General features: G+C 35.7%; 21 protein-coding genes. 8 read left to right on the top strand and 13 right to left on the bottom strand.

Annotated elements, in window-relative coordinates:
- Nucleotides 1–4: 4 nt before the first annotated feature.
- The 6 genes from ACZIX2_RS08520 to ACZIX2_RS08545 form a co-directional block, all read right to left on the bottom strand.
- Nucleotides 5–502, bottom strand: coding sequence for a hypothetical protein (locus tag ACZIX2_RS08520; protein WP_463339673.1), 498 nt, complete (start codon nucleotides 500–502; stop codon nucleotides 5–7).
- Between the two features lie 232 nt (nucleotides 503–734).
- Nucleotides 735–3,893, bottom strand: a complete 3,159-nt coding sequence (locus ACZIX2_RS08525; RefSeq protein ID WP_463339674.1) for a TonB-dependent receptor — start codon at nucleotides 3,891–3,893, stop codon at nucleotides 735–737.
- A 539-nt stretch (nucleotides 3,894–4,432) separates the two neighbouring features.
- Nucleotides 4,433–5,026 carry a hypothetical protein gene (locus ACZIX2_RS08530; RefSeq protein ID WP_463339675.1) on the bottom strand — a complete coding sequence of 198 codons (594 nt, stop codon included), beginning with the start codon at nucleotides 5,024–5,026 and terminating at the stop codon, nucleotides 4,433–4,435.
- A gap of 379 nt (nucleotides 5,027–5,405) precedes the next feature.
- A complete protein-coding gene (locus ACZIX2_RS08535; protein ID WP_463339676.1) occupies nucleotides 5,406–6,680 on the bottom strand; it encodes an NAD(P)/FAD-dependent oxidoreductase in 1,275 nt (424 codons plus the stop codon).
- A gap of 11 nt (nucleotides 6,681–6,691) precedes the next feature.
- Entirely contained in the window at nucleotides 6,692–7,018 is a 327-nt protein-coding gene (locus ACZIX2_RS08540) for a DMT family transporter (RefSeq protein ID WP_463339677.1), read from the bottom strand.
- Nucleotides 7,019–7,085: 67 nt separating this feature from the next.
- A complete protein-coding gene (locus ACZIX2_RS08545) occupies nucleotides 7,086–7,649 on the bottom strand; it encodes a Crp/Fnr family transcriptional regulator (RefSeq protein ID WP_463339678.1) in 564 nt (187 codons plus the stop codon).
- 471 nt (nucleotides 7,650–8,120) lie between these two features.
- Between ACZIX2_RS08545 and ACZIX2_RS08550 the strand changes: the two genes are divergently transcribed.
- A complete protein-coding gene (locus ACZIX2_RS08550) occupies nucleotides 8,121–8,291 on the top strand; it encodes a hypothetical protein (RefSeq protein WP_463339679.1) in 171 nt (56 codons plus the stop codon).
- Nucleotides 8,292–8,893: 602 nt separating this feature from the next.
- On the opposite strand, the gene ACZIX2_RS08555 is transcribed toward ACZIX2_RS08550, so the two are convergent.
- The 4 genes from ACZIX2_RS08555 to ACZIX2_RS08570 form a co-directional block, all read right to left on the bottom strand.
- Nucleotides 8,894–9,868 carry a permease gene (locus tag ACZIX2_RS08555; RefSeq protein ID WP_463339680.1) on the bottom strand — a complete coding sequence of 325 codons (975 nt, stop codon included), beginning with the start codon at nucleotides 9,866–9,868 and terminating at the stop codon, nucleotides 8,894–8,896.
- An 11-nt stretch (nucleotides 9,869–9,879) separates the two neighbouring features.
- Entirely contained in the window at nucleotides 9,880–10,116 is a 237-nt protein-coding gene (locus tag ACZIX2_RS08560; RefSeq protein ID WP_463339681.1) for a thioredoxin family protein, read from the bottom strand.
- Between the two features lie 75 nt (nucleotides 10,117–10,191).
- Complete coding sequence (locus ACZIX2_RS08565; RefSeq protein WP_463339682.1) at nucleotides 10,192–10,788, bottom strand: sigma-70 family RNA polymerase sigma factor; 597 nt, start codon at nucleotides 10,786–10,788, stop codon at nucleotides 10,192–10,194.
- A 406-nt stretch (nucleotides 10,789–11,194) separates the two neighbouring features.
- The gene (locus tag ACZIX2_RS08570; RefSeq protein ID WP_463339683.1) at nucleotides 11,195–11,899 is read right to left on the bottom strand and encodes a DUF4386 domain-containing protein; all 705 of its coding nucleotides are present in this window, start codon (nucleotides 11,897–11,899) and stop codon (nucleotides 11,195–11,197) included.
- Between the two features lie 747 nt (nucleotides 11,900–12,646).
- Between ACZIX2_RS08570 and ACZIX2_RS08575 the strand changes: the two genes are divergently transcribed.
- Together ACZIX2_RS08575 and cobA are read left to right on the top strand one after the other, a co-directional pair.
- Nucleotides 12,647–12,901 carry a DUF6755 family protein gene (locus tag ACZIX2_RS08575; RefSeq protein WP_463339684.1) on the top strand — a complete coding sequence of 85 codons (255 nt, stop codon included), beginning with the start codon at nucleotides 12,647–12,649 and terminating at the stop codon, nucleotides 12,899–12,901.
- A gap of 221 nt (nucleotides 12,902–13,122) precedes the next feature.
- Nucleotides 13,123–13,896, top strand: coding sequence for a uroporphyrinogen-III C-methyltransferase (gene cobA, locus ACZIX2_RS08580; protein WP_463339685.1), 774 nt, complete (start codon nucleotides 13,123–13,125; stop codon nucleotides 13,894–13,896).
- Nucleotides 13,897–14,140: 244 nt separating this feature from the next.
- Here the strand turns inward: cobA and ACZIX2_RS08585 are convergent, their stop codons facing one another.
- From ACZIX2_RS08585 to ACZIX2_RS08595, 3 genes are all read right to left on the bottom strand, one after another.
- Nucleotides 14,141–14,689 carry an acyl-CoA thioesterase gene (locus tag ACZIX2_RS08585; RefSeq protein WP_463339686.1) on the bottom strand — a complete coding sequence of 183 codons (549 nt, stop codon included), beginning with the start codon at nucleotides 14,687–14,689 and terminating at the stop codon, nucleotides 14,141–14,143.
- Nucleotides 14,690–14,827: 138 nt separating this feature from the next.
- Complete coding sequence (locus tag ACZIX2_RS08590; protein WP_463339687.1) at nucleotides 14,828–16,252, bottom strand: rubredoxin; 1,425 nt, start codon at nucleotides 16,250–16,252, stop codon at nucleotides 14,828–14,830.
- Nucleotides 16,253–16,299: 47 nt separating this feature from the next.
- Entirely contained in the window at nucleotides 16,300–19,812 is a 3,513-nt protein-coding gene (locus ACZIX2_RS08595; RefSeq protein ID WP_463339688.1) for a molybdopterin-dependent oxidoreductase, read from the bottom strand.
- A gap of 398 nt (nucleotides 19,813–20,210) precedes the next feature.
- On the opposite strand from ACZIX2_RS08595, the gene ACZIX2_RS08600 reads away from it, so the two are divergent.
- From ACZIX2_RS08600 to ACZIX2_RS08620, 5 genes are all read left to right on the top strand, one after another.
- The gene (locus ACZIX2_RS08600; protein WP_463339689.1) at nucleotides 20,211–20,915 is read left to right on the top strand and encodes a Crp/Fnr family transcriptional regulator; all 705 of its coding nucleotides are present in this window, start codon (nucleotides 20,211–20,213) and stop codon (nucleotides 20,913–20,915) included.
- Between the two features lie 313 nt (nucleotides 20,916–21,228).
- A complete protein-coding gene (locus ACZIX2_RS08605; RefSeq protein WP_463339690.1) occupies nucleotides 21,229–22,656 on the top strand; it encodes an alginate export family protein in 1,428 nt (475 codons plus the stop codon).
- A 118-nt stretch (nucleotides 22,657–22,774) separates the two neighbouring features.
- Entirely contained in the window at nucleotides 22,775–23,986 is a 1,212-nt protein-coding gene (locus ACZIX2_RS08610) for a CmpA/NrtA family ABC transporter substrate-binding protein (RefSeq protein ID WP_463339691.1), read from the top strand.
- Nucleotides 23,987–24,093: 107 nt separating this feature from the next.
- Nucleotides 24,094–24,981: a nitrate ABC transporter permease gene (ntrB, locus tag ACZIX2_RS08615; RefSeq protein WP_463339692.1), complete on the top strand. Its 888-nt coding sequence runs from the start codon at nucleotides 24,094–24,096 to the stop codon at nucleotides 24,979–24,981.
- Nucleotides 24,982–25,184: 203 nt separating this feature from the next.
- On the top strand, nucleotides 25,185–25,991 hold the full coding sequence (locus tag ACZIX2_RS08620) for an ABC transporter ATP-binding protein (RefSeq protein ID WP_463339693.1): 807 nt from the start codon (nucleotides 25,185–25,187) through the stop codon (nucleotides 25,989–25,991).
- Nucleotide 25,992: the final 1 nt, after the last annotated feature.

Here is a 25,992-nt window from a genome sequence, read left to right on the forward strand (position 1 = left end):
TATTTTAATTTGATTGCTGTAGCTTTTGATAGTAGCTTTTGGTGTAGTCTTCGGCAAAGTTATCCACAGTAATGGCTAAGCCCAAATGAAGGATAAGCGCCATCAAAATACCTTTTACAGTGGGTTGTTCACTATAACTTATGGCAAGAGCCAAAAGGAAAATCAGTACGGCATAAGTCGTTTTGACCCAGATAAAGGACTGTACTGCTTTTTGAGTGCTTACTTTTTCGGATGCTATAAATTGAGCAGGGTTTTGAGTTAAGGAAGCATTTTTTTCTGTTTCCTTGATTTCATACGAAAAATATTGGTATCCAAATATGCCTATTTCGAGCACTCCTAAGAATATTAAAGCCAATCCAAAGGCTTTGTTATTCACAGCAATTGCCCAAAAAAGAGCGCCTAAAAGTACAGAGGCAATTCCGATAAAAATAATGGCTAGATATATATTTTTTTCAGCGGTTAAAAATGTTAAGGTCCAATCGAGCCAAGGTTTGTCGTTCATTATAGTGCTACTTCTTATAAAAAAAGTGCAAAACTAGTTTTTGTTGCTAGAGCTAACAAATTAATAGCAGGGATTAACTTAGCTTTATTACTTGGAATCAAATATTTAGACTTATTGATGAAGTAAAGTATTACATTCAACAGAAGCTTCCTTTTTTTTAGTTTTAGCATCAAAAGAGCAAAAAAAAAGGCTGTCCTTAGATTTGGACAGCCTTTTAAAGAAGTTTTGAGCACTAGAAGATGTATCTAATTCCGAATTGTGCTTGCCATCTTGAAGCTAAACTGGCCTCATAACTAAATGTTTTAGTTTGCTGCCCATTGAACGTATAAGTTGGTACTTTAGTAACCGGATCAACCGTTACTCCAATTGGTTGTACACTGTTTGGTACTTGAATCAATCCCCAATCTGAGTTGATAAGGTTGCCTACATTCAATACATCTAAACTAAGTTGGATGGTATTTTTTTTCTCAGAAGATGAAGAAACTTTGAAGTTGTAATCTTGTAATAGTTTAAGATCCCATTTTCCTCTCCATGGCGCTAAGGCACCGTAACGTTGTGCATACTCTCCTCTGTGGGCATTCAAATAGTCGTCTTGTTTGATGTAGTTTTCAAAAGCAGCTGCTTGTCCAGCGCCTGTGAAATTCATAGCATTAACTTCGGCAGTTGTTGGAATGTAGATTAAATCATTTCCAAAAGCACCATCGTTGTTGATGTCTCCACCATAGGTATAGCTAAAACGACCCCCTTGTGCATACTCAAAGAAAGTTGAAACGGTAGTAGCCCATTTGTCGTTTGCTCCGTATTTCCATTTTTTAGAACCTACACCGATAAAACGATGCGTGTCTCCATACTTAGAGTATGAAAGTACAGCGTCGTTAACATTACCAAAAGCAGGGTTGAAATTAAAGGCATCACCAGTGATTTCAGCCTCAATAGAGTTCACATCTTTTGACACTAAATAGTTGTACGCTAAACTTGCATAAACGCCATTGTTAAACGTTTTTTGAACTTTTACAGACGAGTTAAAAGCACTTCCTTTGTTGGTATTGGTCATTACATAGGCATGCGCATCGGCTGGGAAACCATAATCGTTCCAAGTTCCTTTGTCTGTTGCACCATAGATTGGTCTTTTGTCCACTCCATTTAATTGACTTGTTGGTGTTTTTAATCCCCAATCTTGTACGTGTACTCCGTTGATGTCTTTGTTGTAAGACATGTCTAACGTTAGGATATAATCATTTTCAAATTTGTGATCAATTCCTAAACTTGTTCTCCATACTTGTGGGAATTTAAAATCACGATCTACCACTTGATAGAAGAAGGGATCAATACCACTTACTTGGTTTCCGATCCAAACGAAAGGTAATCTACCCGTAAAAATACCAGAACCTCCACGTAATTGAGTGGTTTTATTACCTTTTACATCCCAATTGAAACCTACTCTAGGTGACCACAATAAGGCGTTGCCAGGTAATTTAGTAGAATCAAAGTTTACAGTAGCTCCTGTAGAAGGGTCGAAGTAATTGATGTTGGGTAAATACCCTTCTGAATTGTCAGTGTCAATAAATTTTTGAATTAAATCAGACGTGTTGAAATACAAAGGTTTGTCTGCTCTTAATCCGATAGTTAATTTGAAAGTATCATTTACATTCCATTCGTCTTGCGCATAAAAAGCTAATTGCCCTACGGTTGTTTCCGATAAATTCCATCCACCATTAGTTCCTGCTTCTAATTTGTTTTTAGAATTAAATGTATTTAATGCCGCAGCAAAAGCATCTGCATAATACCCATTAGCCATATTAGCCTTGAAGCCATCCATATCTACACTACCAAAAACATCAAAACCATATCCTTTTAGATTGAAAGAGTTTTTGAAAAGGAATTTTTCAAAAGAAAAACCTAAAGTAAAGGTGTGGTCTCCTTTAACAATATTCAAATTGTTGTTGATTTGATATACTTTTTGATCTAATTTGTTGTTGATAGAAAAAGGTTCGTGTCCTGCAATGATGTAAGGTGATCCATCTTTTGTAATACTAATAACGGGTGCTGGAGTAGAAAATGGATTTCTGAAATCATTAAAATGCGTGTATCCTGCTTGTAGTTTATTAGTGATCGTTTCTGAAAATTTTGAGTTTAATTCAGCCAGAAAAGAATTGATTTGATTGTTAATTTGATATCCAGAGTTTTCAAACTGTATGGTATTGATATCCGGACCTCTTCTTCTGATAGCCGTTGGGTGGGCTGGTTTGTCTTTTGATGCATCTAAAAAGTTGTAAATAAATGCCGCTTTATGATTGTCGTTGATGTTCCAGTCAAATTTCACAATCCCTTTGCTGGAATTAGAAAAGTGAGTAAAGTTTTGGTATAATCCTGTGTTGTAACCCAATTTGGCTAATTCGGATGAAACATAGATCAAATCACTTTCTAATACTCTAGATTCGTTTACTCCGTTAATGCCATCCACATTGTTGGCAATTACATTAGATCCAGAATCACTTCTTTTGTCGATTTCAAAGTTAGCAAAAAAGAATACTTTGTCTTTAATCACGGGACCTCCGATGCTAAAACCAGCTTGTGTTTGTTCTAGATTAGGAACCACAATTTTTTCGCCTCTAACTTTGTCTCCTGTCATGGCATCATTTCTATAGAAACCATAAGCTGTTCCGTGAAAAGCGTTGGTTCCTGACTTTGTCACCGCATTAACAGAAGCTCCAGTAAAACCAGATAAAGTAACGTCGAATGGAGCGGTAGCTACTTGAATTTGATCAATTGCGTCTAATGAAATAGGTTGCGAACCCGTTTGTCCTCCAGGGGTTGCTGCATCCAATCCAAAAGGATTGTTGAAAATCGCACCGTTCAAAGAATAATTATTGTATTGATCATTTCTTCCTCCAAACGATCCACCACTTGCTGATGGCTCTAGTCTTGTGAAATCTTCAGCAGAACGAGAGATAGTAGGTAAAGCAGTCAATTCTTTTCTTCCGATAGTTGTTTCGGCTCCGGTTCTGTTGTTTGCAAAAACTTTGCTTTTGGATATTACTTTAACTTCTTCTAAATTTTGACTTTCATCAGCTAAAACAAAATCAAGAGCGGTTGCTTTTCCTAATTCAAGATACACCTCATTGATTTTTTGATTTTGATTGCCAACATAGCTTACCGTAATTTCGTAAGGTCCACCAATTCTCATGTTAAGGATGCTAAATCTACCGTCTTCATTTGAAATTGAGGAATACTTCGTGCCAGAAGGGGTGTGAATGGCCACAATGGACGCTCCCGGTAGCGCTTCTAATTTTGAATTTTTTACATTCCCTTTGATGCTTGATGTGGTTGTTTGTGCTGTAAGGCATTGTAAACCAATGAAAAACAAGGCAAAGGCTAGGATTTTTTTCATTTGTGTTAAGTTTGAGTTAATTTTGCGCGAAAGTAATCAAAAAAAAAGAAGCTGAAAGCAAACCTTTTCTTTTTTTTTAAGATAAAATTTTTGCTATTGCGTTTGGTATGAGTGACTTATGAACGCTGAATCAACTGTGTTTTTTAAAAAGGATATTCTGACTTTACAACGTTTTTCTTGTGCTTTTGTAGGTTTTTTACCTCTTAATTGTGTCTCCCGAATTTAAGGAGTGATACTAATGTTAAAGTTAAAGCTCATGAAGGAATTAGGCTGGCAATAGTCACTGGTTGCAGACGAGAGGAATAGAGATTGTATTTTTCGTTGACAGTACTGGGCTTTAGGCTTGGTGTTGATTTTGTTTAAACTAAGTGGACAGGTCGCGACCTGACCCTAGATGGGGATACCTTGGGAATTTTCTAAAATAAGAAGATAATTATGATTGTCTTTATTTCAGTGACTGTGATGTACACGCTATTATTTTTTAGGCAGGGCGTAAGGCATTTGTTGTACACGACCGCCAAAGGAGTAAACGTTGCATATTATTTACAATCATAAAATATGGGTTGATCAAATAATTCTAAAATAGAGATACTTTTACTTTCTGGGGCATTATTATCTAACGTTACTAATCTCTTCGCAAAATCACTACACGAATTAAAAAAGAAATTTATTTTTCCAAAAATATCATTACGTAGGGCAATAGATTTATTGGTTAATGCATTATCAAACTTATGCTCTTCTATTATAGTGTTGTTTGTGTCTATAATATAAAAATGATACGATTTAAATTCACTAGATTCTATTGGATTTTCAATTGTAAAAACGAGCGAATGATCATAGTTTTCACATAACATAAAAAATCCTTTAAACCCTTTATTACCACCAAAATTTAGCGTTACAAACTTTAAATTTTTAATAATAACATATTTAAATTCACTAAAATGTAACTTGATTTCTTTAGCAATAGCACTTACTTTGAAAATTATATATTCATTAGATTGGTCTAATCTGAAAAAAGCAGGGTGAATTACTACTTTTTCACCATTATTTTTCATCACATAATTCGTAGCATCATTAAAAGAATATCCAATTGTTAAAGTAAAGAACAGTAGACCTAAAAAAAACCTTCTCATTTGATTTATAAATTTTGCGTTTGTCAAATGTAGGAGCAACTTTTTTGTAGCATGTTAAACGAATATTAAACAAAAATTAATAAAAAGATTAATAAAATTGATTTGTAGTTCGCTACTTGTATTATGCTAGCGCTAAAGGGAGTGAGCGTGTTCAGCGATCGGAGGAGGCAGGGAGATTGAACATCCCTAGATTTATTAAACCGAAGAAGGTAAGGCGGCAATGCACATTTAATGAACCCCGTTTACCACCCCCATGGTGTATTTAAATAGGGAGTAAGGTTCCCGAGGTACGCGAGCGCCCAAGGAAGGAATGAAATTGTTGCAAGTGATTGATAGGGGCGTAGTTGATAATTGAATTCTAGCTCAAGTAAATAGTGCTTTAAGAAACGGTTTTATTCTCACTAGGTCTAATAATCATCCTCAAATCATGATCTTTGGTAAAGTAGGCGATCGACCAATTGTAGCATGTGGCTATCTTGTTACGATAATGCATCAGGGCTATTAAATGTACAAATACCCAAATGAACCAAGCGAAAAATCCTTTAAAGAAATGGTTTTTAGGTACATCAGCAACGGCTTTATTGCGACCGATAATTGCCATGGAACCTTTGTCGATATAGTTAAACTCTTTTAACGGTTTTCCATTGGCAAGATTGTCGAAGTTTTTGGCTAAGTTTTTGGCTTGTTGCAAGGCCACTTGTGCTACTTGTGGATGACCGTTGGGGAAATTTTCATCTGTCAGTTGAATGCAATTATCACCTATGGCGTATAAGTTTTGTGTATTTTCTACTGCATTGTATGCGTTGGTTTGAAGTCTTTTTCCTCTACCATAACATAGATCTGGAATTCCCTCAAACTGTTGGGTGGTTACGCCAGCTGCCCAAATTAAATTTTCCGTATCAATTGTTTTGCCATTACTTAAGGTGACTTTTTTGTTTGAAAAATCGGTAACATGAGTGTTTAAATACACTTTTACGCCTAATTTTTTTAATTCTTCTATTGTGGTTTCTTGCGCTTTTTGGCTCATTGGGGACAACAATTGTGGGCTGCCATCGATCAGATAAATGTGTGCCAAGAAGCGTTGATTGTTGAACTCGGGATAGTCTTTTTTGAAAACACTTTTTCGTAATTCTGCCAGCATTCCTGAGATTTCTACTCCTGTAGGGCCTCCACCAGCAATCACAATATTCAATTTCTGTTTTACTTTCTTTTTATTTTCTAGTACTGTAGTAGCTTCTTCTATTTGATTGAGCAAAAAATTACGCATTTCTATGGCATCGTTAAGTGTTTTCATAGGAATTGCGTTCTTTTTTACATTTTCCATCCCAAAATAATTGGTAATTGTTCCAGTGGCCATTACGAGATAGTCATAGTGTAAATCAACTGTATTGAGTACTACTTTTTTTTGAATAGTATCTACTTTTACTAGTGTTCCATTGACATATTTGATGTTCGGTTTATTGCGTAAAAGTTTTCGATAGGGGTAACTAATATTGGAAGGTTCTAAAAATCCTGTAGCTACTTGATATAATAAAGGCGGGAAGAAGACATAGTTGTTTTTGTCTACTAAGGTGATTTCGTAGTTTTTGTTTTTGATGTCTTTTGCTAAATTAAGTCCAGCAAACCCACCTCCGATGATGATAATTTTTTTCATGATTTCCTTTTTTAATGTGATACCATTTTTAACCCTACTATAGAGGCGATTAAAGTGCTTAAGAAAAATACCCTCCAAAAGCTTGCAGGTTCTTTGAATATCAAAATGCCAATACTTACCGTGCCTACAGCACCAATGCCCGTCCAAACACTATACGCTGTTCCAATGGGTAGCGTTCGTGAGGCTTTTAATAATAAAACCATGCTTATCAGTAAAGCAGCTATAAATCCTGCATACCAATAATACTTTTCGAATCCATAGGTTTCTTTCGCTTTTCCTAGGCAAGAAGCAAACACTATTTCGAATAATCCAGCTATGATAAGTACTATCCAGTTCATGTTTTTTTTTGGGGCAAAATTAGTTTTCACTATTCGTATAAAAATTAACAAATGATAAATAGTTTCCTTATTTTGATTGTGCTCTTATCCTACTCAAACTCACTGGAGTAATTCCTAGATAAGAAGCAATATATCCTAATGGTACGCGAAGGAAGAGTTCCGGATGTTGACGGATTAAATCGTTGTATCTTTCCAACGCTTTTTTGAATTGAATGGCAATCAACCGATCTTCGGTTTTAATCAATTCTTTTTCAGCTAATTTTCTAGCCCAATTGGCAATATGAATGTCGTTTAGGCATAACTTATCTATGATGGTATTGTCTATTTTATAGAAAGTACTGTCTTCGATTAATTCAATGTTTTCATACCCTTTTTGTTTGAGGACATAATTATTTAGAGATAGGACGGTATCGCCCTCTTTACCAAACCAAAAAGTCACTTCTTGACCGTTAAAATTGGAGTAGGCTCGAACGATTCCTTTTTTGATAAAGTAAAGTTGCTTTTCGATCTTATCTACTTTTATTATAGTGTAGCCTTTGGGATAAGTTACCCTATTGGTAGCTGCTTTGAAAGAAGCTATAGAAGTTTCAGGCAAAGGATAAATTGAGTTCAGAATTTCTTCTAATTTCATTTTAGGTGTGTTAATTCGCTCTAAATTAAACAATTGAAGTAATATATTGTTTGTTTGTGATGTTTTTTTCAATTCCTATACTTTATCCTATTTGAAACATAAGATTGCACGGATAAAAAAGATGAAAATTAGTAAATGTTAGCTTTTATAGCCTTCTTTTGGATGTAAAGTACTCTTGGAATCTAAGACGGCATTGGATGATGCATTAGAGTTTGTTGCAACGATCGAGGCCGGTATCGGCCTATTCGAACCATAGATATTCCCTAGTGTTTGATTGTGAAAAAAGTGCGTTAATTTATTCTTTAATTCTTTTATAATATAGGTTTATTTACCTTTCATTACTGTTTATGTGGATTTAGTGTTTTAGTTTTAAGTTTTATAGTGTTTAACTTTTTATAATTAAAAGTTAAACAAAATAAATCGCTCACTTTAAGTTGTAACTTTGGTTTGCAATAATAAAATAATAACGCTATGAATTTCAATGTAAAAACACTTCAGCGATTATTGGGAGGATATTCGTTGGCCAACCTTGTGAAATCGCAGACTACTCAAAAAAAAGTATTTCGTCGCGTTTCTAAATATGATGAAGGTTTTGATGGGTTGTATTACGATAAGCCTGAGATGATAAAAGATCCAAACTAATGTTGCCTTTTTAAGTCACTTACGTTTAACAGTGCTACTTTGGTACGTGATCTTGTAGTTTGTGTAAAGAGGAAGATGCGACTCGTGCTATGAGTATGAGCACAAACAGTATTTGAACCCATTAAAAAATATAAAGCCTGTAAATTTTATGATTTGAAGGCTTTTTTGCTGTTTCGCTACCGTAAAAGTGGAGTTGCTACTTTATCCATTGTACTATTGCATTACGAATGCATAAAGCTTCTTTTTTCATAAGACTGTGTATTATTTACAATGAAATGAAAAATAAAATAGGTTTTTAAAAACCCCATTATTTTTTATGCTTACATAGTTAGTGAGCTACAACCCAAGTGATTTAAATGGGTTTTAGTGATGGAATAAAATGTAATGACACAGTTTTATGAACACTCGCATATAATTTTGTTTTTAGTTTACCGCGTTGTAAACGCTACGATTTTCTTTATAAGGTAAGTAGGCACTCGTTGCAAACGAGCGGCAGTGTTGGGGAGGATTTAAAGATTTAAAGATTAAAAGATTTAGAAAATGAAAAGGTCGCGACCTGACCGTACTTAAGGAGATGCGTTGTCTGTTTGTGGAATATAATTTTACAAAACAGCATTGAAAAAATATCCCGACAATATCATTCCAAAACCAATAACAGTATAAAAAGTGATAATTAATTGGGTTTTCATTACTTTTTTTAAGAGCAATGCTTCTGGCAATGAGAGTCCAATTGCCCCCATCATAAATGCAATACCCGTCCCTAGTGGTACTCCCTTTGATACTAAAGCGTCTACTATTGGTAAAACCCCAACTGCATCAATATAAAGTGGTATACCAGTAACCACTGCTATCGGCACCGCAAAAACGTTGGATTTTGATAAATAGGTTTCAAAGAATGCTTGGGGTACATATCCGTGTATAAAAGACCCGACGGCAATGCCTATAAAAATATAAACGATTAGTTTTTTTAATGTTTGTAGGGCCTCAGTATTAATTTCGGGGAGTCGCTGCCAAAAGGATCTATTGTCAATGGTATCGGAATTTTGGAAGTGGTCTGTTTTTTTTAACCAATCGGCAATATTTTTTTCCATGCCTAGCTTTTCTAGTAAAATGCCACCTACTATTCCTAAAACAATTCCTGTTGTAATATACAGTAATGCCACTTTCCAACCATAATTTGCCCAAAATAATGCAATGGCAATTTCATTCACTAAGGGAGAGGTAATTAAAAAAGAAAGCGTGATGCCAAAAGGAATTCTTGCCTTTAGCATTCCAACAAACAAAGGTATGGATGAGCACGAACAAAACGGAGTTATGGCTCCTAAAGCAGAGGCAGCCAGATTTCCTAGTCCTGTTTTTTTATTTTTTTCTAAATACAGTCGCATTTTATCTAATGGGAGATAGTTTGTGACAATTCCCATCACATAAGTTACTATAAACACCAATAGTGCGATTTCAGAAAACGTAATAATGAAATAGTGTAAAGCAGCACCGAATTTATCTGTGCTGCTTAGTCCAAAAACATCCTTAACCAGAAAATCGGCCACTATTAGTAGTAAATCTTTTAAGGTTTCCATTTGTGAGTTCGTTATAAGATGGCTAATAATTGTTCTTCGGATTTGATTTTCTTATAATCATATACTTTTCCATGAATGACTAACGAAGGAAAAGTCATTGTTCCGTAGGCCATAGTGTCTTGTAACTCTGTCAGCTCCGTAATAGTAAACTCGAGATTGTTTTTTTGGGCTATTTGCGTTAAATTTTCTTTGATTGGTGATTTAGCCCCGCAACAAGATGAATGTAAAATTTTGATTTCAATGCTCATAGTATAGTTCTTTAAGATTAAACGTTACTATGTAGACTTGAAAACATTTCAAAAGTCACATTTTTTTTAAAAAAATTATTTTTTTGTTGTCATCCGGTCGGTGTATAGGTGGTAGTGAAGTGTGCTGCATTCTTTCTTGACGGTACAGGAAACAAAATTTCCTTTAGCATCATATTCAATATCACAGCAATTTATAAATGTTTCGCGTAATTTGGTTCTAGCTCTTAGCACTCTCATTTTAACGGCAGAAAGCGATAGGCCAAGTTTGGAAGCAATTTCAATTTGTGGTTTATTTTCGATATCGTTTAACAGTAAGGGTTCTGCATATTTTTTGGGTAGAAAATGGATCATAGGGATCATATAATCATAGATCGATATTTCGAATTCGGTTGCTTCTTCATTGCTAAAATTAAGGGTGTTTTCGATCTCGGAAGTTCCTATTTTTTTTTGATTAAAAAAGTCAACTATAGTATTTCGTGCGACCTGAAACAACCACGCTTTCACATTTTTGATGGATTTATTGTTGTTATGTGATTCTACCAATTTCAACATTACCTCTTGGGCGATATCTTCGGCAATTGTTTCGTCTTGTACTCTTTTTGCTATAAAGTTTTTTATATAATAATAAAACTCATTAATCACTTCATTTATGTTGCAGCATTCCTTTTCCATGTTTTATCAATTTATTTTTATGTTTTTACAATAGCAAATTGTTCGCTCTGTTTGCAACGATTTAGTTTTAAAAAGAGACTATTTTTTGTTAGTATTTGATAATTAGGCAAATATAGTTAATCTTGTTCAATACGGTAGGATAGCGTTAAGGGGGGGGGGCGGTTGTCAGTTATCAGTTATCAGTTATCGGTTTGTCAGTAGAGGAGAAAGTTTAAGAAAATGGACAGGTCGCGACCTGTCCGTACTTAGGAGATTTTATGGGGATTGGGTTGTCGGTTGTCGGTCGTCAGTTGAGGAGAAAGTTTAAGAAAAAGGGACAGGTCGCGACCTGATTGTACTTTTTATGTAAAATAATGTATGGTCATTTGGAATAGAAATTTATGCTAGTCGTGGGGTGTATTACCCTTTAATTTCGGTATTTGATTTCTAATTTAGTTGTGTCGATACCCTTTATAAGTAGCCAAATGCAAAGGCTTAGTTCCCCGATGAAAATTGGAATTGCAAGGTAAATGAACCACGGATTCTCAAATCCCCTTGAGAGCAGCATGGTCACACTGTTGATCACGTAACACAGTCCCGCAATAGCATAAACTACCCCAATCAATTTAGGTATAGCATTAGTTTTATAAATCGCATATCCAATGATGATACAATACCATCCAAAGAATACCAAGCCAACGCTATACCCTTGCGCTTGAATGTTTAAGTATAAAAGCGAAAGTGTTGCCAATTGATTTGGTTGTAATGAATTTAAGTAAGTTTCCTTACTTAATAGCAACAAAGGTGTTATTTGATTTACAAGATTGACTGCAATAATTGCTGTTTGAATAATGACTAACGCTAATGCAATTTGAAGTAGTATTTTATTAAATTTTTTGAAAAAGTGGTAGATAATCAAAATAGTAGGGATACCCACCACAAAATTGATCAGATCAGCTACAATTCCCCAACGAAAAAGCATTTCATTCGCTTGAATGTTGTGTGCTGTTACTAAAGCATTATTTGACACTCTAATCGCTTGTCGGACGAAAACCTCGGAAAATAAACCAGTAGCTATCACAATCAAGTAGCAAAAGCCAGCTATTCGTGCTAAGTTTTTATTTGAAATCATTTTGTTGGGTTTTACCAGAGGTCTCATCGTTATGATGTTATCTGTCTGTGAAATTGACTTTTTGTTACATGGTTTTTGGAATTTGTTTCTTGACTGTGTATTGATTAATCTTGTTGGGGATTGAAAGAATTTAAGGTTGTTGTGAGTTGTTAATGGTGAATAGTGAATAGTGAATAGTGAATAGTGAATGGTGAATAGTGAATGGTGAATGGTGAATGGTGAATGGTGAATGGTGAATGGTGAATGGTTGTTGTGGGTTATGGGTTTAAAGTTTAAGGTTTAAGGTTGTTGTGGTTTTAAAGTTTAAGGTTGTGCTGGGTTGTTAATAGTTAATAGTTAATAGTTAATAGTTAATAGTTAATAGTTAATAGTTAATAGTTAATAGTTAATAGTTAATAGTTAATAGTTAATAGTTAATAGTTAATAGTTAATAGTTAATAGTTAATAGTTAATGGTTAATAGTTAATAGTTAATAGTTAATGGTTAATGGTTAATGGTTAATGGTTAATGGTTAATGGTTAATGGTTAATGGTTAATGGTTAATGGTTAATGGTTAATGGTTAATGGTTAATGGTTGTTGTGGGTTATGGGTTATGGGTTGTGGGTTATGGGTTGTGGGTTGTGGGTTGTGGGTTGTGGGTTTGACCTTTCATGATTTTGTTGGGAACAACCATTCGGTTTAAACTGAGAAATAAGTATCAGTGATACCAATAGGCCACAAACCATAAACTTAAAACAAACGGATAAATGAGCACTTTTAGAACCCGTCAGAATCAAGCGAATCCCAACAAACTGAATAATATTCTCTCTACCTTGATATTTATATTGATATTGATATTGAATGTTACGATACAAATTTGGTTGTTGTATGCTTCTTTGAACAATGCTTTAGAAAATAATCGAGAGATTTTGATTCCGTCATTTATTGCCTCACTGATTCTCTTTTTAATTGGTTTTGGATGGTTGTATTATTTGCCTTCAGGGAATAAACAACAACAATAAAACCCATTATTGCTATGCTATTCACGTATTATTTGGTCTTTAAATGACCAGAATTTAAGTACTTTTCACCGATTGATGCATTGTTTAGCATAGTAAAGTTTTACAATTACCTGTTGCTTTGGGTGCCTTGCTTATAAAAAAAAGGTCAAATTGTTTTCATGTTTAGTATAATTACTTATATTTGAAATAAGTATTTGTACTTATTATTTAATTCTTAAACGATGAACGAAACGATACAACCCCATTTGACCTTGGTTGGTGCTGGCCCTGGAGATGAAGAGTTAATTACTTTAAAAGCAATGAAAGCTTTGGAAAAGGCAAATGTTGTATTGTATGATGCCTTAGTCAATGAGAATTTATTGCAGTATACTTCAGCCACCGAAGTCATTTTTGTAGGTAAGCGATTGGGGTGCCACGCCTATACTCAAGATCAAATTAATGAACTAATCGTTGTTATGGCTCGTAAACACGGTCATGTAGTCCGTTTAAAAGGAGGCGATCCCTTTGTTTTTGGACGAGGCATAGAAGAGATTACTTATGCAGCACGTCACGGTATTACAACTGCTATAGTTCCAGGAATTTCCTCAGCTTTGGGGGTGCCGGCGGTCAATGGGATTAGTTTGACACAACGTCGAATCGCAGAAAGTTTTTGGGTTATTACAGGAACTACCTCTAATCACGAATTGTCCAAAGACCTCTATATAGCCGCACAATCCGCAGCCACAGTGGTTATTTTGATGGGGATGCATAAACTCGCGCAAATCCTTGCTATTTATCAAACTCACAGAGACGATGATTTGCCTGTTGCTATTATTCAAAACGGAACCCAAACAAATCAAAAAAAAGTAATTGGTACCCTCTCGACGATAAGTCAGTTAGTAGCACAACATCAACTTTCTTCTCCCGCGATCATCATTATTGGTGAAACCGTTAGACACGCTAGTCTTGACCAACATTATTTGGAAAATATTGGGGTAAAAGAGATTAGTTCATAGTTTGTAGTTCATAGTTTGTAGTTTATAGTTTGTAGTTTATAGTTTATAGTTTGTAGTTTATAGTTTGTAGTTTATAGTTTATAGTTTGTAGTTTAAGTAATTCGTTCTTAGTAATAAGGCTTTGAATTTTATACAGTATTTTAAGTTTGTATTTTCAAACGCTTTTTGTTTTTTTAACGTACAAACCACAAACCACAAACCACTAACTGTTAAGGACCAATCACTAAAGGCTTTCTACTACAACTTACTCCAGCGCCACCTTAACTTTGTAATGATTCGATTTTAAGATTGATTCTATGGTTCCGAAGGTGGCAATACTTTTTTGGTATTCTCTTTCTTTCTTTAGAGCAATTTGTCGGACGCCATTTTCAAAACGACTTACCTCTTTTAAGGTGGTAAGGATTAATCCAGGGACCGGTGCGTTTTTTCCCTCTTTGTCTTTGGAAACCATCGTGAAATATGAAGAATTGCAATGTTTGACTTCGCCTGTTTGAATGTTTTCGGCTTCAACTCTTATTCCGACAATCATTGAGCTATTGCCTACGTAATTTACACTCGCTTTCATGGTAACGAGTTCTCCCACTTCGATGGGTTTCAAAAAATTTACCGTGTCGACTGAGGCGGTTACACAGTAGTTGCCAGAAAATTTTGAGGCGCAAGCAAAGGCAATTTGATCTAGTAAAGAGAGAATATATCCTCCATGAATTTTACCGCTAAAGTTAGTATGTGAAGGCAGCATTAACTCCGATATAGTCACATAGGAGGAACTTACTGTTTTAAAATTGGATTCCATTTTTGAAAATTAGAGTGTTACACATTTTTTATTCCTACTATTATTAGTGTTTAGTGGCAAGGCCAAGAGGGGAAAGAATTTTATCAACTATATTATATTTTACTGAGGAACCCCCATTTTTATCAAGCTATCTTTTTGTTATAAAGTAGTACATAATTTGAATTCGGATTTAGGAGCTTCACATAGACTACAGGTATATGTATCGGGTAAATTTACGAAAAGTACGCCAGATTCAATACCTTGCGCAGGATCGCCGTAAGTTGCATTGTAGAGGGTTAGGCATTCTTGGCATTGGTACTGTTCTTGTTTTTTGGGTTCGTTTTTAAGCGTATCGTTGTTCAATTCTAAGACAGCATTTCCTAATGCTTCGAAGTACAGTTTGCTCAATTCAATCAATAGATTGGGTAACTCAAGTTTGTCAACATCTTGTGTATGTACAATATACTCTTTGGTATTTGGATCAAAATTTTTAGCATAAAGAACATTATAAGTAGCTCTAATTTTGATAGGTTCTAAGTCTTTAGGCATTCCATTTCGTTCAATAACTATTGAGGTAAAATAATGTCCTTCTCTGTTGTAATCGGCAATACCAAAAGTAAGTCCGTAGGTGCTGATATCATATTGATCGAGAGTGCGCACTAAGAATGTTTTTAAATTTAGAGCCCATTCTTTTGCAACGGGCAAGTGCCAATTTAGTTCTAGTAACGAGTGTCTGACATTAATACCGTTTTTACCTAGAAATTTTTCCCAATCTAATTTTCTGTCTTTTGGTATCCCTTTGACGATAAATGATTTCCATGGTGTAATACAAATTTTTCCAATTTTACAATCAAAACACAAATCACACATGTCTTTTAAAAATTGTAGATCGTAACGGTTGTTTCGCCAATATAATCCGAGCCAATACTGATCTATACCCATTTTGTTCATTCCTTCATAATACGGAAAGGGGTAAAAAGGAATATTTAGTGATTGGTCTATTGTTCTGTTGTTTGTGTCAACATTTTCGGTAATGTATTGAAAAATCACTTCGGTGGTTACAGGATTTTCTTCCAACATTGCTTCAATGACATAGTAGATGTCGGCTATATTCCAGCTGTAGACCAAAACAGGATATAATTCCATTTTTTCCCAATAGGGCAATCGAATATACAAATACCAATAATCTTCGTGCTCTGAAGCGACAAAGTTGATATGTCCAGTAAATAAAGGAACTAGTTGTTGTTTTGGGTCGGTTATATTTATTTTTAATTTAGGATTATCTTTAAATTGTTCTAATACATACAAGAATTTGTTTCCGGTTAACCAAGGCGTATTTCTAAAAATATCGGTGGCAACATATGAAGATACTATGTTATTTCCGTTTTGTTTGTTAGGCAGTATAAATTGATGTTTACCTGTTTTTTCTTTATCAAGTATCGAAAAACCTTCAGGGAAAATAATATCTTGACGCGATCCAAAGGAAATGGCCTCAAGGTTTTGTTCCAATCCCATGTTGACTATTTCTTTCAATTCTCCTGGTGAAATAACGCCTCCTTTGACTATTAAACGTGTTAAATCCATATTTTTAGTAATTGTTTATAGTGCACTATTAGTGTCTTGACATAGTACTATTTTTGTTTTGCTAAGATTTCTTTTACTTCGGTTTTACAACTGCCACAGCCTAAACCAGCACCAGTAGTTTTACAAAGTTCTGTAAAATTTGTAATGCCTTTTTTTACGGTTTCTTCAATATTACCACTTCCAACTTGGCTACAGGAACAAACCAATTTCCCCAATATAGGTTTTGAATTTGCATTTCCCCTTAAAAGCAAGTTTCTTTTATCAGATAGTTCAATTTTGCTTTCTATCAACGTTTTAAATTCTGCAAATTCATTTTTGTCTCCCATAAGGATGGCTCCAATGAGTAAATCATTTTTCACGATACATTTTTTGTAATATCGTTTGCCTAGATCTGAGAATACAATTTCTTCATAGCTATCGTCATTTTCGGGCACCTCTATATCACCGATACTGCATAAATTAAGGTTTTCGAGTTTAAGTATATTCATTAACACAGAACCTTTGTATGTACTACTACTATCTCCCGCCAAATAATTTGCTAATAAATCAGCTTGTTCTTCTGCAGCTGAGGTGATCCCAAAAAGTTTGTTGTTGAATTCAGCAATTTCACCAATAGCAAATATATTAGGGTTGGAAGTTTGTAGGTATTGGTTAACTTTAATACCTCTAGCGCATGCAATTCCCGCTTCTTTAGCAATTTCAATGTTTGGTATGGTTCCGATAGTGTAAACAATTGCATTTGCAGTCAAGATTCTTCCGCTTTTTAGGGCAATTTCAAGTTCGTTAGGGTTATTCGTATTGAAAACAGTACTTACTTCATTGTCAAAATAAATTTGAATGTCTCTTAATTGTACTTCTTCAGCTAATAATTTACTTGAAATTCGATCTAATTGGCGTTCCATCAGCCTAGAGGCTCTTTGGATGATTGTAACTTTTACATTTTTATGCTTCAATGCTGCAGCCAATTCCAATCCTAATAATCCCCCGCCAACAATCACAACGTGCTGTTGTTCGGCCTGTAATCCAGTTTGATTTAAATAGTTTTTCAAATGGTCTGCATCTGTTTTTTTTCGCATGGTGAAACGCCCTGCTAAATGAAGTTGTGCGTTTTCTGGGATAAATGGTCGACTTCCAGTTGCTAAAATTAACGTGTCATATGTGTATGAGTTACCTTGGCTATCCCAAATGGTTTTTTCGGATGGATGTATTGAGGCAACGGCAATTTCGGATTTTAATGTAATATTTAGTTTATTTAGGGCTTCTGATTTTATTTTTTGTAATTTTTCCCATGAAAGTTCGTCAGTAACATATTCAGGGAGTAATACTCTGTTGTAAAAAGGATCCGCTTCATTGGAAAACACAGTGATTTCGTCTGAGGAATTTATGTCTCTGTAGTTTTGAATGAAACGAAAGGCTGCAGCACCGGCGCCAACTATTATAATTTTTTCTTTTGGTTTTACATATTTCTTTACCGCTACAGTAGTATATTTAAAGTCAGGTTCTTTGGAAATTGGATCAACTAGCGTATTTGTTAAATTGTTAGTGCGGTTCAGGTCATTATCTAATAATTTGCCCCAATGCATCGGAAGAAACACCACGGCCTCTCTAACACTATTTGTAAGTTTTACTTTTACTCTAACCTTTCCGTTTTTACTGTTTACTTCCACAATATCACCAGATTTGATACCTGCTTTGTAGGCATCTATTGGGTTCATATCGAGCACTGAACTGGGTGTATGCGTTTGTAAGCGTGCCACTTTTCCTGTTTTGGTCATCGTATGCCATTGGTCTCTAATTCTTCCTGTAGTTAAAATATAGGGATATTGTTCATCCGGATAAGGAGAGGTGTTGGCTACTGAAAGGGGTAAGTTGAAAATGGCTTTTTGTGTTGGGGTATAAAACTTTTTATCCGTGAAAAGGCGAGGGGTACCTGGGTGTCCAAAATCAGGAACTGGCCATTGAAAAGTGCCTTCATTTTTTAGGCGATTGTAATTTAAAGCAGAAATATCGATAGTAGTATTTTTGGTCAAAAGACAATGTTCTTTATAAATTTCCTCGGTTGAAGTATAGTCAAAGCCCGTGAAATTCATTTTTTTTGCGAAACGACATAGAATTTCCACATCGGATAGTGCTTCGCCTGGGGCGTTAATTACTTTAGGTAAATACCCAATACGGCGTTCAGAATTGGTCATAGTCCCTTCTTTTTCTAACCATCCTGCTGCAGGAAGTAATAGATCGGCCAATTTTGTGGTATCCGAACGATGGGAGATGTCTTGTACCACTACAAATTTTGCTTTTTGCAAAGCTCTTTCCACTACTGATGCATTGGGTAAACTCACTAAAGGGTTTGTACAGATAATCCAAATAGCTTTCATTTTTCCTGAGTCCAACGCATCAAACATTTCTGTTGCGGTTAATCCAGGTCTTTCAGATATCGTTGGTACCCCCCAAAATTCGGCTACTTCATTGCGATGCATGGGGTTGTTTAGTTCTTTGTGTGCGGCTAATAAATTGGCCATACCGCCAACTTCTCTTCCCCCCATTGCATTGGGTTGACCTGTTAAAGAAAAGGGACCTGAACCAGGCTTTCCAATTTGTCCCGTTAGCAATGATAAGTTAAGTAAAGCTGTGTTTTTATCTACACCGATCACACTTTGATTGAGTCCCATTGCCCATAAGGATAAAAAACCTTTCGCTTTGCCAATCCATTCTGCTGCAAGTTTGATATCGCTAATTGCAATTCCACATATTTTTGCTGCTTTTTCAAGGGAACTTTTTACTACTAATGCTTTATAATTTTCATAGTTTTCGGTGTGGTTTTTTATAAAATTTTTATCTATTAAACCTTTTTCTATTAAGCATCTGCCAATGGCATGATACAGAAAGATATCGGTGCCCGGGAGTATTTGTAAATGTAAATCTGCGGAAAGTGCCGAATCTGTTTTGCGGGGGTCAATAACAATAATTTTTACTTTGGGGTTATTGGCTTTGTGTTGTTCAATGCGTCTAAATAAAATAGGATGACACCATGCGGGATTGGCTCCTGTGATTAAGAATGTATCGGCAAGTTCAATATCTTCATAAGCTATAGGAACTGAATCTTCTCCAAAGGTTTTTTTGTAGCCTGCAACGGCCGAGCTCATACACAATCTCGAGTTGGTATCTATATTATTGGTTTTCAAAAAACCTTTTACGAGTTTGTTGACCAAATAATATTCTTCTGTCAAACATTGCCCTGAAATGTAAAAACCCACGCTATCAGGGCCGTGTTTTTTTATGATAGTCGAAAAAACTGCCGCTGCTCGTTCTAAAGCTTGGTCCCAAGTGACGCGCTCTAAAGGTTGATTTTTGCTCCAACGCATTTCGGGATAGAGAATGCGATCCGAAAGGTCATTGGCTACATAATGGAGATTCATTCCCTTAGAGCAAAGCATTCCTTTGTTTACAGGATGATCAGGGTCTCCTTTTACCATTACACCATTTTTAGGGTCATTTGTAACGAGGATACCACAACCCACGCCGCAGTAAGAACAGGTAGTTTTGATTTCAGAATTTTGCATTATTACACTTCTTTATTTACACTTTTCTTTATAATGATTATCAAAAATTGGATTTCAATAATTCAGTTGTAAAAATAAGTATTTTTACGTAAAAATACGTATATGATTTAATTTTTTTCTTAAGTTTGAAGAGAAATAAGAGATAGTAGAAAAGCAGTACTCTTTTTTTAGAATACCATAATTTAAGTTCGCTTACTACAAAATAATATAGGGAATTGATAGTAAACAGTGCTTGATTTCTTTATCAAAAAAAGTGTATCAGCACAAAATTGTATCGATTATGAACTCGCCATTCGCTTGAAGTTTGACAAAGCAAACTCTAAGAATGATACGTGGCTCGTGCGGAGCGAATAGGTGAAGCAAACCCTATATGACCATTACAAATAAAATATAAATATATGAAAGAAGCTTTAGCCCATTGTGATCGTTGTTTCAATGAAAACTGCTTTATCAAAAAGCATCTTCATTTAGAGCAAATGAAACGTTTTATAGAAAAGAAAAACAGTTTTATGTGCAAAAAATCGCATCAGTTTATTATTGAGGGAGCACCCATGCAGGGGCTTTATTTTATTAAAAAAGGAAAAGTAAAAACGGTAAAAACGGGGATTAATGGAAGAGAGCAGATCGTTCGTTTAACCAAAGATGGAGATACCTTGGGCTTTCGAGGGTTCGGAACTAGTAAGCGCTATTTGATAGGGGCTTACGCCTTGGTAGATACGGTTTTGTGTAATTTTAGCAACGAAGTGATGCTCGAAATTTTACATACAGTGCCCGAATTTACTTTTGATTTGATGTTGTTTTATGCAGACGAATTGAACAAAAGCGAGAATAATATTCGAAAGATTGCTCATATGAATGTGCGCGAACGAGTGATTGATACCTTATTATATATTCATAGAAAATTTGGTCAAACCGATGGCACTATTGATTTGGAATTATCCCGAAAAGAAATTGCAGATTTTGCAGGTACTACTGAGGAACAGGTAACCCGAATGATCTCAAGTCTAAAAAAAGACCAATTGATTGAGACTTCAGGTAAGAGAATAGGACTGCTCAATATTGCTAAACTTAAAGCCGAGATTATGGATCATAAATACATTTAAATTCAGATTACTATTCTCGTATTGGTTTGAAATGATTATTGTTATGAAAGTCTCTTTAGGAGGCTTTTTTTATGGATTGTACTTTTTGGCTGTTGATGTTGAAGGTACTAGTGGTAATTAGCTACGTAGTTTAATTTTTGATTAGGTCTTGTTTTTATTGGTGTAAGGTAATTTTAGCTGCGAAAACGCATAAATGAAACCACTTTTTTAAAGAAAAAAAAGGAAGTAAAAAGAGTTTTTTGCTTGTTAAAATACAATACGTAAGTATAAATACGTATTTATATTTGTAATGTACTAATCAAAACAGAAAACTATGATAACCATTACCAACCCTTCATCAAGAAAAGAAGTAGTAAAAAAGTCAAGAAAAAAATGTAAGATAGCTTTGCTTGCAGGAGTTGTTGCTTTTTTTTCTATTACATCAACCAAGGCACAATTAACCGCAACCGGGCAAATTAGAGAAAGAACAGAAATTAGAGGTGGTTTTGGAACCTTACAAAAAGAAGGAGAAAAAGCAGCCCTTTTCAATAGCCAGCGAGCCAGATTGAATTTAGGATACTCAGGATATCGTTTTAAAATTTTTATGGCACTGCAAGATGTTAGAGTGTGGGGGCAAGATGCTTCCTCAATCAATAGAACCACAACCGAGGCAAATAATGGCGTTTTATTGCATGAAGCTTGGGGAGAAATAAGTTTGATCGACACCTTAAGCACTATTCAAAATTTCTCTGTAAAAATTGGACGCCAACAAATTTCATACGATGATCAAAAAGTATTGGGAGGTTTAGACTGGTTGCAACAAGGTCGCCGCCACGATGCTATTATATTCAAATACGCCAACAAAGGGTGGACAGCCGATGCCGGTGTGGCTTTTAATCAAAACAAAGAACTAAACTCAGGAACGATTTACAACGGAACCAATCCTGCCTATGGCGCTGGGACTAACGGAATTGGGACCATGTACAAATCCTTTCAATATTTGTATGTAGACAAAAAGTTTTCTTTTGGAGATATTTCCTTTTTGTTCTTCAAAGACGACTTTAATAAGTATACCAACGTGACTACAGGTACTCCAGCCGTGGTTACAAAAGTGAATACAGAAGGCGTGTGGAGCCGCAACACAACTGGCTTTTTCTTCAATACTTTTTTAACTCGAAAATTGAATTTCACCGGAAGTGTGTACCACCAAGGAGGTAAAGACAAAGACGGTCGTTCGATAAATGCTAATCTTGCCTCAGTAACGGCTACTTATCAATTTGGACGCAAATGGTATATAGGGCCTGGTATCGATTATTTGTCTGGAGATGATGGAACCAAAGCAGTTACCGCAACAAGCAAAAACAATCGTTTTGATCCTTTGTACGGCACACCACATAAATTCTGGGGGTATATGGATTACTTTTATGTAGCAAGCGGTTTCGGTAAACAAGGATTACTTAACTATTTCCTTAAAGCGAAATACAATGCTAAAGATAATTTGAGTTTCACTTTTGATTTGCATGGATTTGAATCAGCCAATACCTTGGCAGGGAATCTCAATAAGTATTTGGGAACCGAGTTAGACATTACTGTGAAATATGGCTTAACCAAAATGATTAATATAGAAGCCGGTTATTCTTATATGCAAGCCACTAATACGATGGCTTCTGCCGCAGTAAAAAATGTTGCCAATGCTGATTTAACGCCTCACTTTGGCTATATCATGCTCAATATTACTCCTAATTTCTTAGCTAAAAAGTAATGCTATGGTGGGTGTTAGGTGTTGTGTATTAGTGATTTGATAATTCTGTTTATTTCAAACTATAAAACCACAAACCACAAACCACGAACAATAAACAATAAACCTTAAAATAAAGCATATGAAAACATTAATAAACAAAGCCATACAATCTGTTTTTGTGATTGTAACTGTCGCATTTTTTCAACCCATTGCGGCACAAAATGACCCCGTTCGTTTGGGATTTATTCCCTTAACCGATTGTTCTCCAATCGTAATGGCAAAAGAATTGGGACTTTTTAAAAAGTATGGAGTTGAGGTAGTAGTGACCAAAGAATCTTCTTGGGCCAATGTTCGAGATAAGATTTTAACCGGCGAACTTGATGGCGCTCATTGTTTGTATTCCATGCCTTTCTCAGTTTATACTGGAGTAGGAGGAAAAGCAGGTTCAGAAATGATGATTGCCATGATGCTAAACGTGAACGGTCAAGCCATTACTTTATCCAATGATTTTTGTGGTAAAGTTGGTTTCAAACAAATGAATAAAGTTACCCCCGTAGTTGCGGCCAAATTGAAAGCAGAGAAAGAAGTCACTTTTGCTATGACATTTCCTGGAGGAACGCACGATTTATGGTTGCGCAACTGGATGTCTGTGGCAGGATTGAATCAAAAAGCAGTCAAAATCATAACCATTCCACCACCACAAATGGTTGCCAATATGAAAGTAGGTAATATGGATGGGTATTGTGTTGGCGAGCCTTGGGGTGGAGTAGCCGTGAAACAAGGTGTCGGTTTTACTCAAGTGGCGTCTCAAGACCTTTGGAAAGACCATCCTGAGAAAGCTTTGGTGGTTAACAAAGAATTTAGTGCCAAACGCAGAACCGATTTAGTAAAAGTGATGAAAGCGGTTATGGAAGCTTGTAAGTGGCTTGACGTACCATCCAACAGAAAAAAAGCGGCTGCCATTATTGGCAAAGCGCCTTATGTTAATGCTCCAGCCGATGTTATCGAATCGAGATTAATGGGAGACTACAACTTAGGATGTAACCAAGGTGTTGAAATCTATGACAATGACTATATGTTGTTTCATAAAGGCGGAATGGTAAACTATCCTAGAAAGTCACATGCAATTTGGGCTATGGCACAGTATGTTCGTTTTGGCTATTTAAAAGAAGCGCCTAATTATGCCGCTATTGCCGATAAATTGATTTTGGATGATTTATACAAAGAAGTGGCCAAAAGCATGAATGTAAAAGTGCCTAATGACGATATGAAACCTTTTGCCTTAACAATGGATAAAACCGTATTTGATCCTTCCAATCCAGCGGCTTACCTAAAAGTGGTTAAAAAGTAATGATGAACATATAAGTCATATAAGAAATCAAAATAGTGCTACAATAAACGGCTTATATGACTTATATGTTTCAAACAATAAAAAAATAGAAATTTAATTAGCATACCATGTCAGATAAAAACACCCTTACCATCGATGCTTTGAGTGCAGAAAGTATTCAAGAGCAAGCCATTGCTACAAGCAGCAATCAAGGAAAAGCAAACTTGAAATTGTTAGTTACCAACCTGCTTCAAAAATCAAAATCAGTGCTACTTGCCTTAGTTGGATTGTTTTTGTTTGCCGGATTTTGGAGTCTTATGAGTTATTTTACTGAGCAAGCTTTGCCTGGTCCAGTAGCGACACTTACGGTGCTCAAAGAAATGTTGAGCGATCCTTTCTATGATTATGGTCCTAATGACAAAGGCATCGGATTGCAGTTGTTTACCTCTATCAAAACGGTACTTTCTGGGTTTTTAATTGGGTCATTATTTGCCATCCCCATTGGAATATTGATGGGAGCCAGCACGATTTGCAAACAAATCTTTTATCCTATTGTGCAATTGTTAAAACCCGTATCGCCTTTAGCCTGGTTTCCAATAGGTTTGGTGGTTTTTAAAGACACCGGAATGGCTACTATTTTTATCGTTTTCATTACCTCATTGTGGTCAACACTTATCAATACTTCGTTTGGAGTTGGGTCCATTCCACAAGATCATAAAAACGTGGCTAAGGCCTTTGGTTTTTCCAAAATGCGTTACCTCACAAAAATCCTAATTCCGTATAGCTTACCGCACATCATAACCGGATTGCGACTCAGTATCAGTGTGGCTTGGCTGGTAATAGTAGCAGGCGAAATGCTCTCTGGCGGTGCAGGAATCGGATTCTTTGTTTGGGACAGTTGGAACGCCTTAAGCCTCGAAAAAGTAATTTCGGCCATCATCATCATTGGACTTGTAGGATTATTTTTCGACAGAATCTTTACTTACATCGAACATAAAGTAGCCTACAAAGGATAGAAGGATTTGGGCGTGCCCCTCCCGAAAAAGGTCGGGTCGGGCTGTACGCTCCCGCTTTTTTTGAGCAAGAAAAATGCTCAAAAAAGAGCTCCACTACCATCCCTCACGCAAAAAAAAACAGTACAAAGACGGATTTTGTCCCTTTGCGAACCTTACGATTAAATGTTCAACCACGAACCATAAACCCTAAACCACGAACTACAATGAGCTATTTAGAAATCAAAAACTTAGAAATATCCTTCCCAACTCCCAAAGGGAAATATACCGCTGTACGTGATATTAACTTATCCATAAAAAAAGGCGAAATCATCTCCATCATTGGTCACTCCGGTTGCGGAAAATCAACCATTATGAATGCCATCGCCGGAATGCTGACTCCCACCGGAGGTTCAGTAGAATTAGACGGGAACACCATCAAAGGACCAGGCCCTGATAGGGGGATAGTGTTTCAAAACTACTCCTTATTGCCTTGGTTGACGGTTCACGAAAATATTTTCCAAGCCGTAGATTCAGTAATGAATTGTTCCAAAAAAGAAAAACACGAGATTGTAGATGCCAACCTAAAAATGGTGAATCTTTTAGAACATCGAGACAAATTGCCAGGCCAATTATCGGGAGGAATGAAACAAAGAGTGGCTATCGCGAGAGCTTTCGCCATCAATCCGGGAGTACTACTTTTGGATGAACCTTTTGGTGCTTTGGATGCCTTTACCAAAAGTTCGATGCAATTAGAAGTTTTGAAATTATGGAATCTCAACAATCGTGATAAAACCATCATTATGATTACGCACGATATTGAAGAAGCTTTGTTTTTATCAGACAGGATTGTAGTGTTAAAAGACGGCCCATCGGCTACGATTAGAGAAATTGAAGAAGTGCATTTGCCAAGACCTAGAAATAAAATTGAAATCGTTAAAATGCCAGAATACATTGAGTTGAGAGATCGTTTGCTTCACTTATTGACCGATACCTTTTCCATTGAAGATATGGGAATGACCTATAAGAGTTAGT

Source organism: Flavobacterium riviphilum (genome assembly GCF_055231795.1).

Coding starts and splice junctions, on each gene's coding strand:
- ACZIX2_RS08600 (WP_463339689.1), top strand. CDS start 20,211: ATGAAAGAAGCTTTAGCCCATTGTGATCGTTGTTTCAATGAAAACTGC.
- ACZIX2_RS08520 (WP_463339673.1), bottom strand. CDS start 502: ATGAACGACAAACCTTGGCTCGATTGGACCTTAACATTTTTAACCGCT.
- ACZIX2_RS08555 (WP_463339680.1), bottom strand. CDS start 9,868: ATGGAAACCTTAAAAGATTTACTACTAATAGTGGCCGATTTTCTGGTT.
- ACZIX2_RS08575 (WP_463339684.1), top strand. CDS start 12,647: ATGAGCACTTTTAGAACCCGTCAGAATCAAGCGAATCCCAACAAACTG.
- ntrB (WP_463339692.1), top strand. CDS start 24,094: ATGTCAGATAAAAACACCCTTACCATCGATGCTTTGAGTGCAGAAAGT.
- ACZIX2_RS08610 (WP_463339691.1), top strand. CDS start 22,775: ATGAAAACATTAATAAACAAAGCCATACAATCTGTTTTTGTGATTGTA.
- ACZIX2_RS08545 (WP_463339678.1), bottom strand. CDS start 7,649: ATGAAATTAGAAGAAATTCTGAACTCAATTTATCCTTTGCCTGAAACT.
- ACZIX2_RS08595 (WP_463339688.1), bottom strand. CDS start 19,812: ATGCAAAATTCTGAAATCAAAACTACCTGTTCTTACTGCGGCGTGGGT.
- ACZIX2_RS08535 (WP_463339676.1), bottom strand. CDS start 6,680: ATGAAAAAAATTATCATCATCGGAGGTGGGTTTGCTGGACTTAATTTA.
- cobA (WP_463339685.1), top strand. CDS start 13,123: ATGAACGAAACGATACAACCCCATTTGACCTTGGTTGGTGCTGGCCCT.
- ACZIX2_RS08565 (WP_463339682.1), bottom strand. CDS start 10,788: ATGGAAAAGGAATGCTGCAACATAAATGAAGTGATTAATGAGTTTTAT.
- ACZIX2_RS08605 (WP_463339690.1), top strand. CDS start 21,229: ATGATAACCATTACCAACCCTTCATCAAGAAAAGAAGTAGTAAAAAAG.
- ACZIX2_RS08570 (WP_463339683.1), bottom strand. CDS start 11,899: ATGATTTCAAATAAAAACTTAGCACGAATAGCTGGCTTTTGCTACTTG.
- ACZIX2_RS08525 (WP_463339674.1), bottom strand. CDS start 3,893: ATGAAAAAAATCCTAGCCTTTGCCTTGTTTTTCATTGGTTTACAATGC.
- ACZIX2_RS08550 (WP_463339679.1), top strand. CDS start 8,121: ATGAATTTCAATGTAAAAACACTTCAGCGATTATTGGGAGGATATTCG.
- ACZIX2_RS08585 (WP_463339686.1), bottom strand. CDS start 14,689: ATGGAATCCAATTTTAAAACAGTAAGTTCCTCCTATGTGACTATATCG.
- ACZIX2_RS08530 (WP_463339675.1), bottom strand. CDS start 5,026: ATGAGAAGGTTTTTTTTAGGTCTACTGTTCTTTACTTTAACAATTGGA.
- ACZIX2_RS08590 (WP_463339687.1), bottom strand. CDS start 16,252: ATGGATTTAACACGTTTAATAGTCAAAGGAGGCGTTATTTCACCAGGA.
- ACZIX2_RS08560 (WP_463339681.1), bottom strand. CDS start 10,116: ATGAGCATTGAAATCAAAATTTTACATTCATCTTGTTGCGGGGCTAAA.
- ACZIX2_RS08540 (WP_463339677.1), bottom strand. CDS start 7,018: ATGAACTGGATAGTACTTATCATAGCTGGATTATTCGAAATAGTGTTT.
- ACZIX2_RS08620 (WP_463339693.1), top strand. CDS start 25,185: ATGAGCTATTTAGAAATCAAAAACTTAGAAATATCCTTCCCAACTCCC.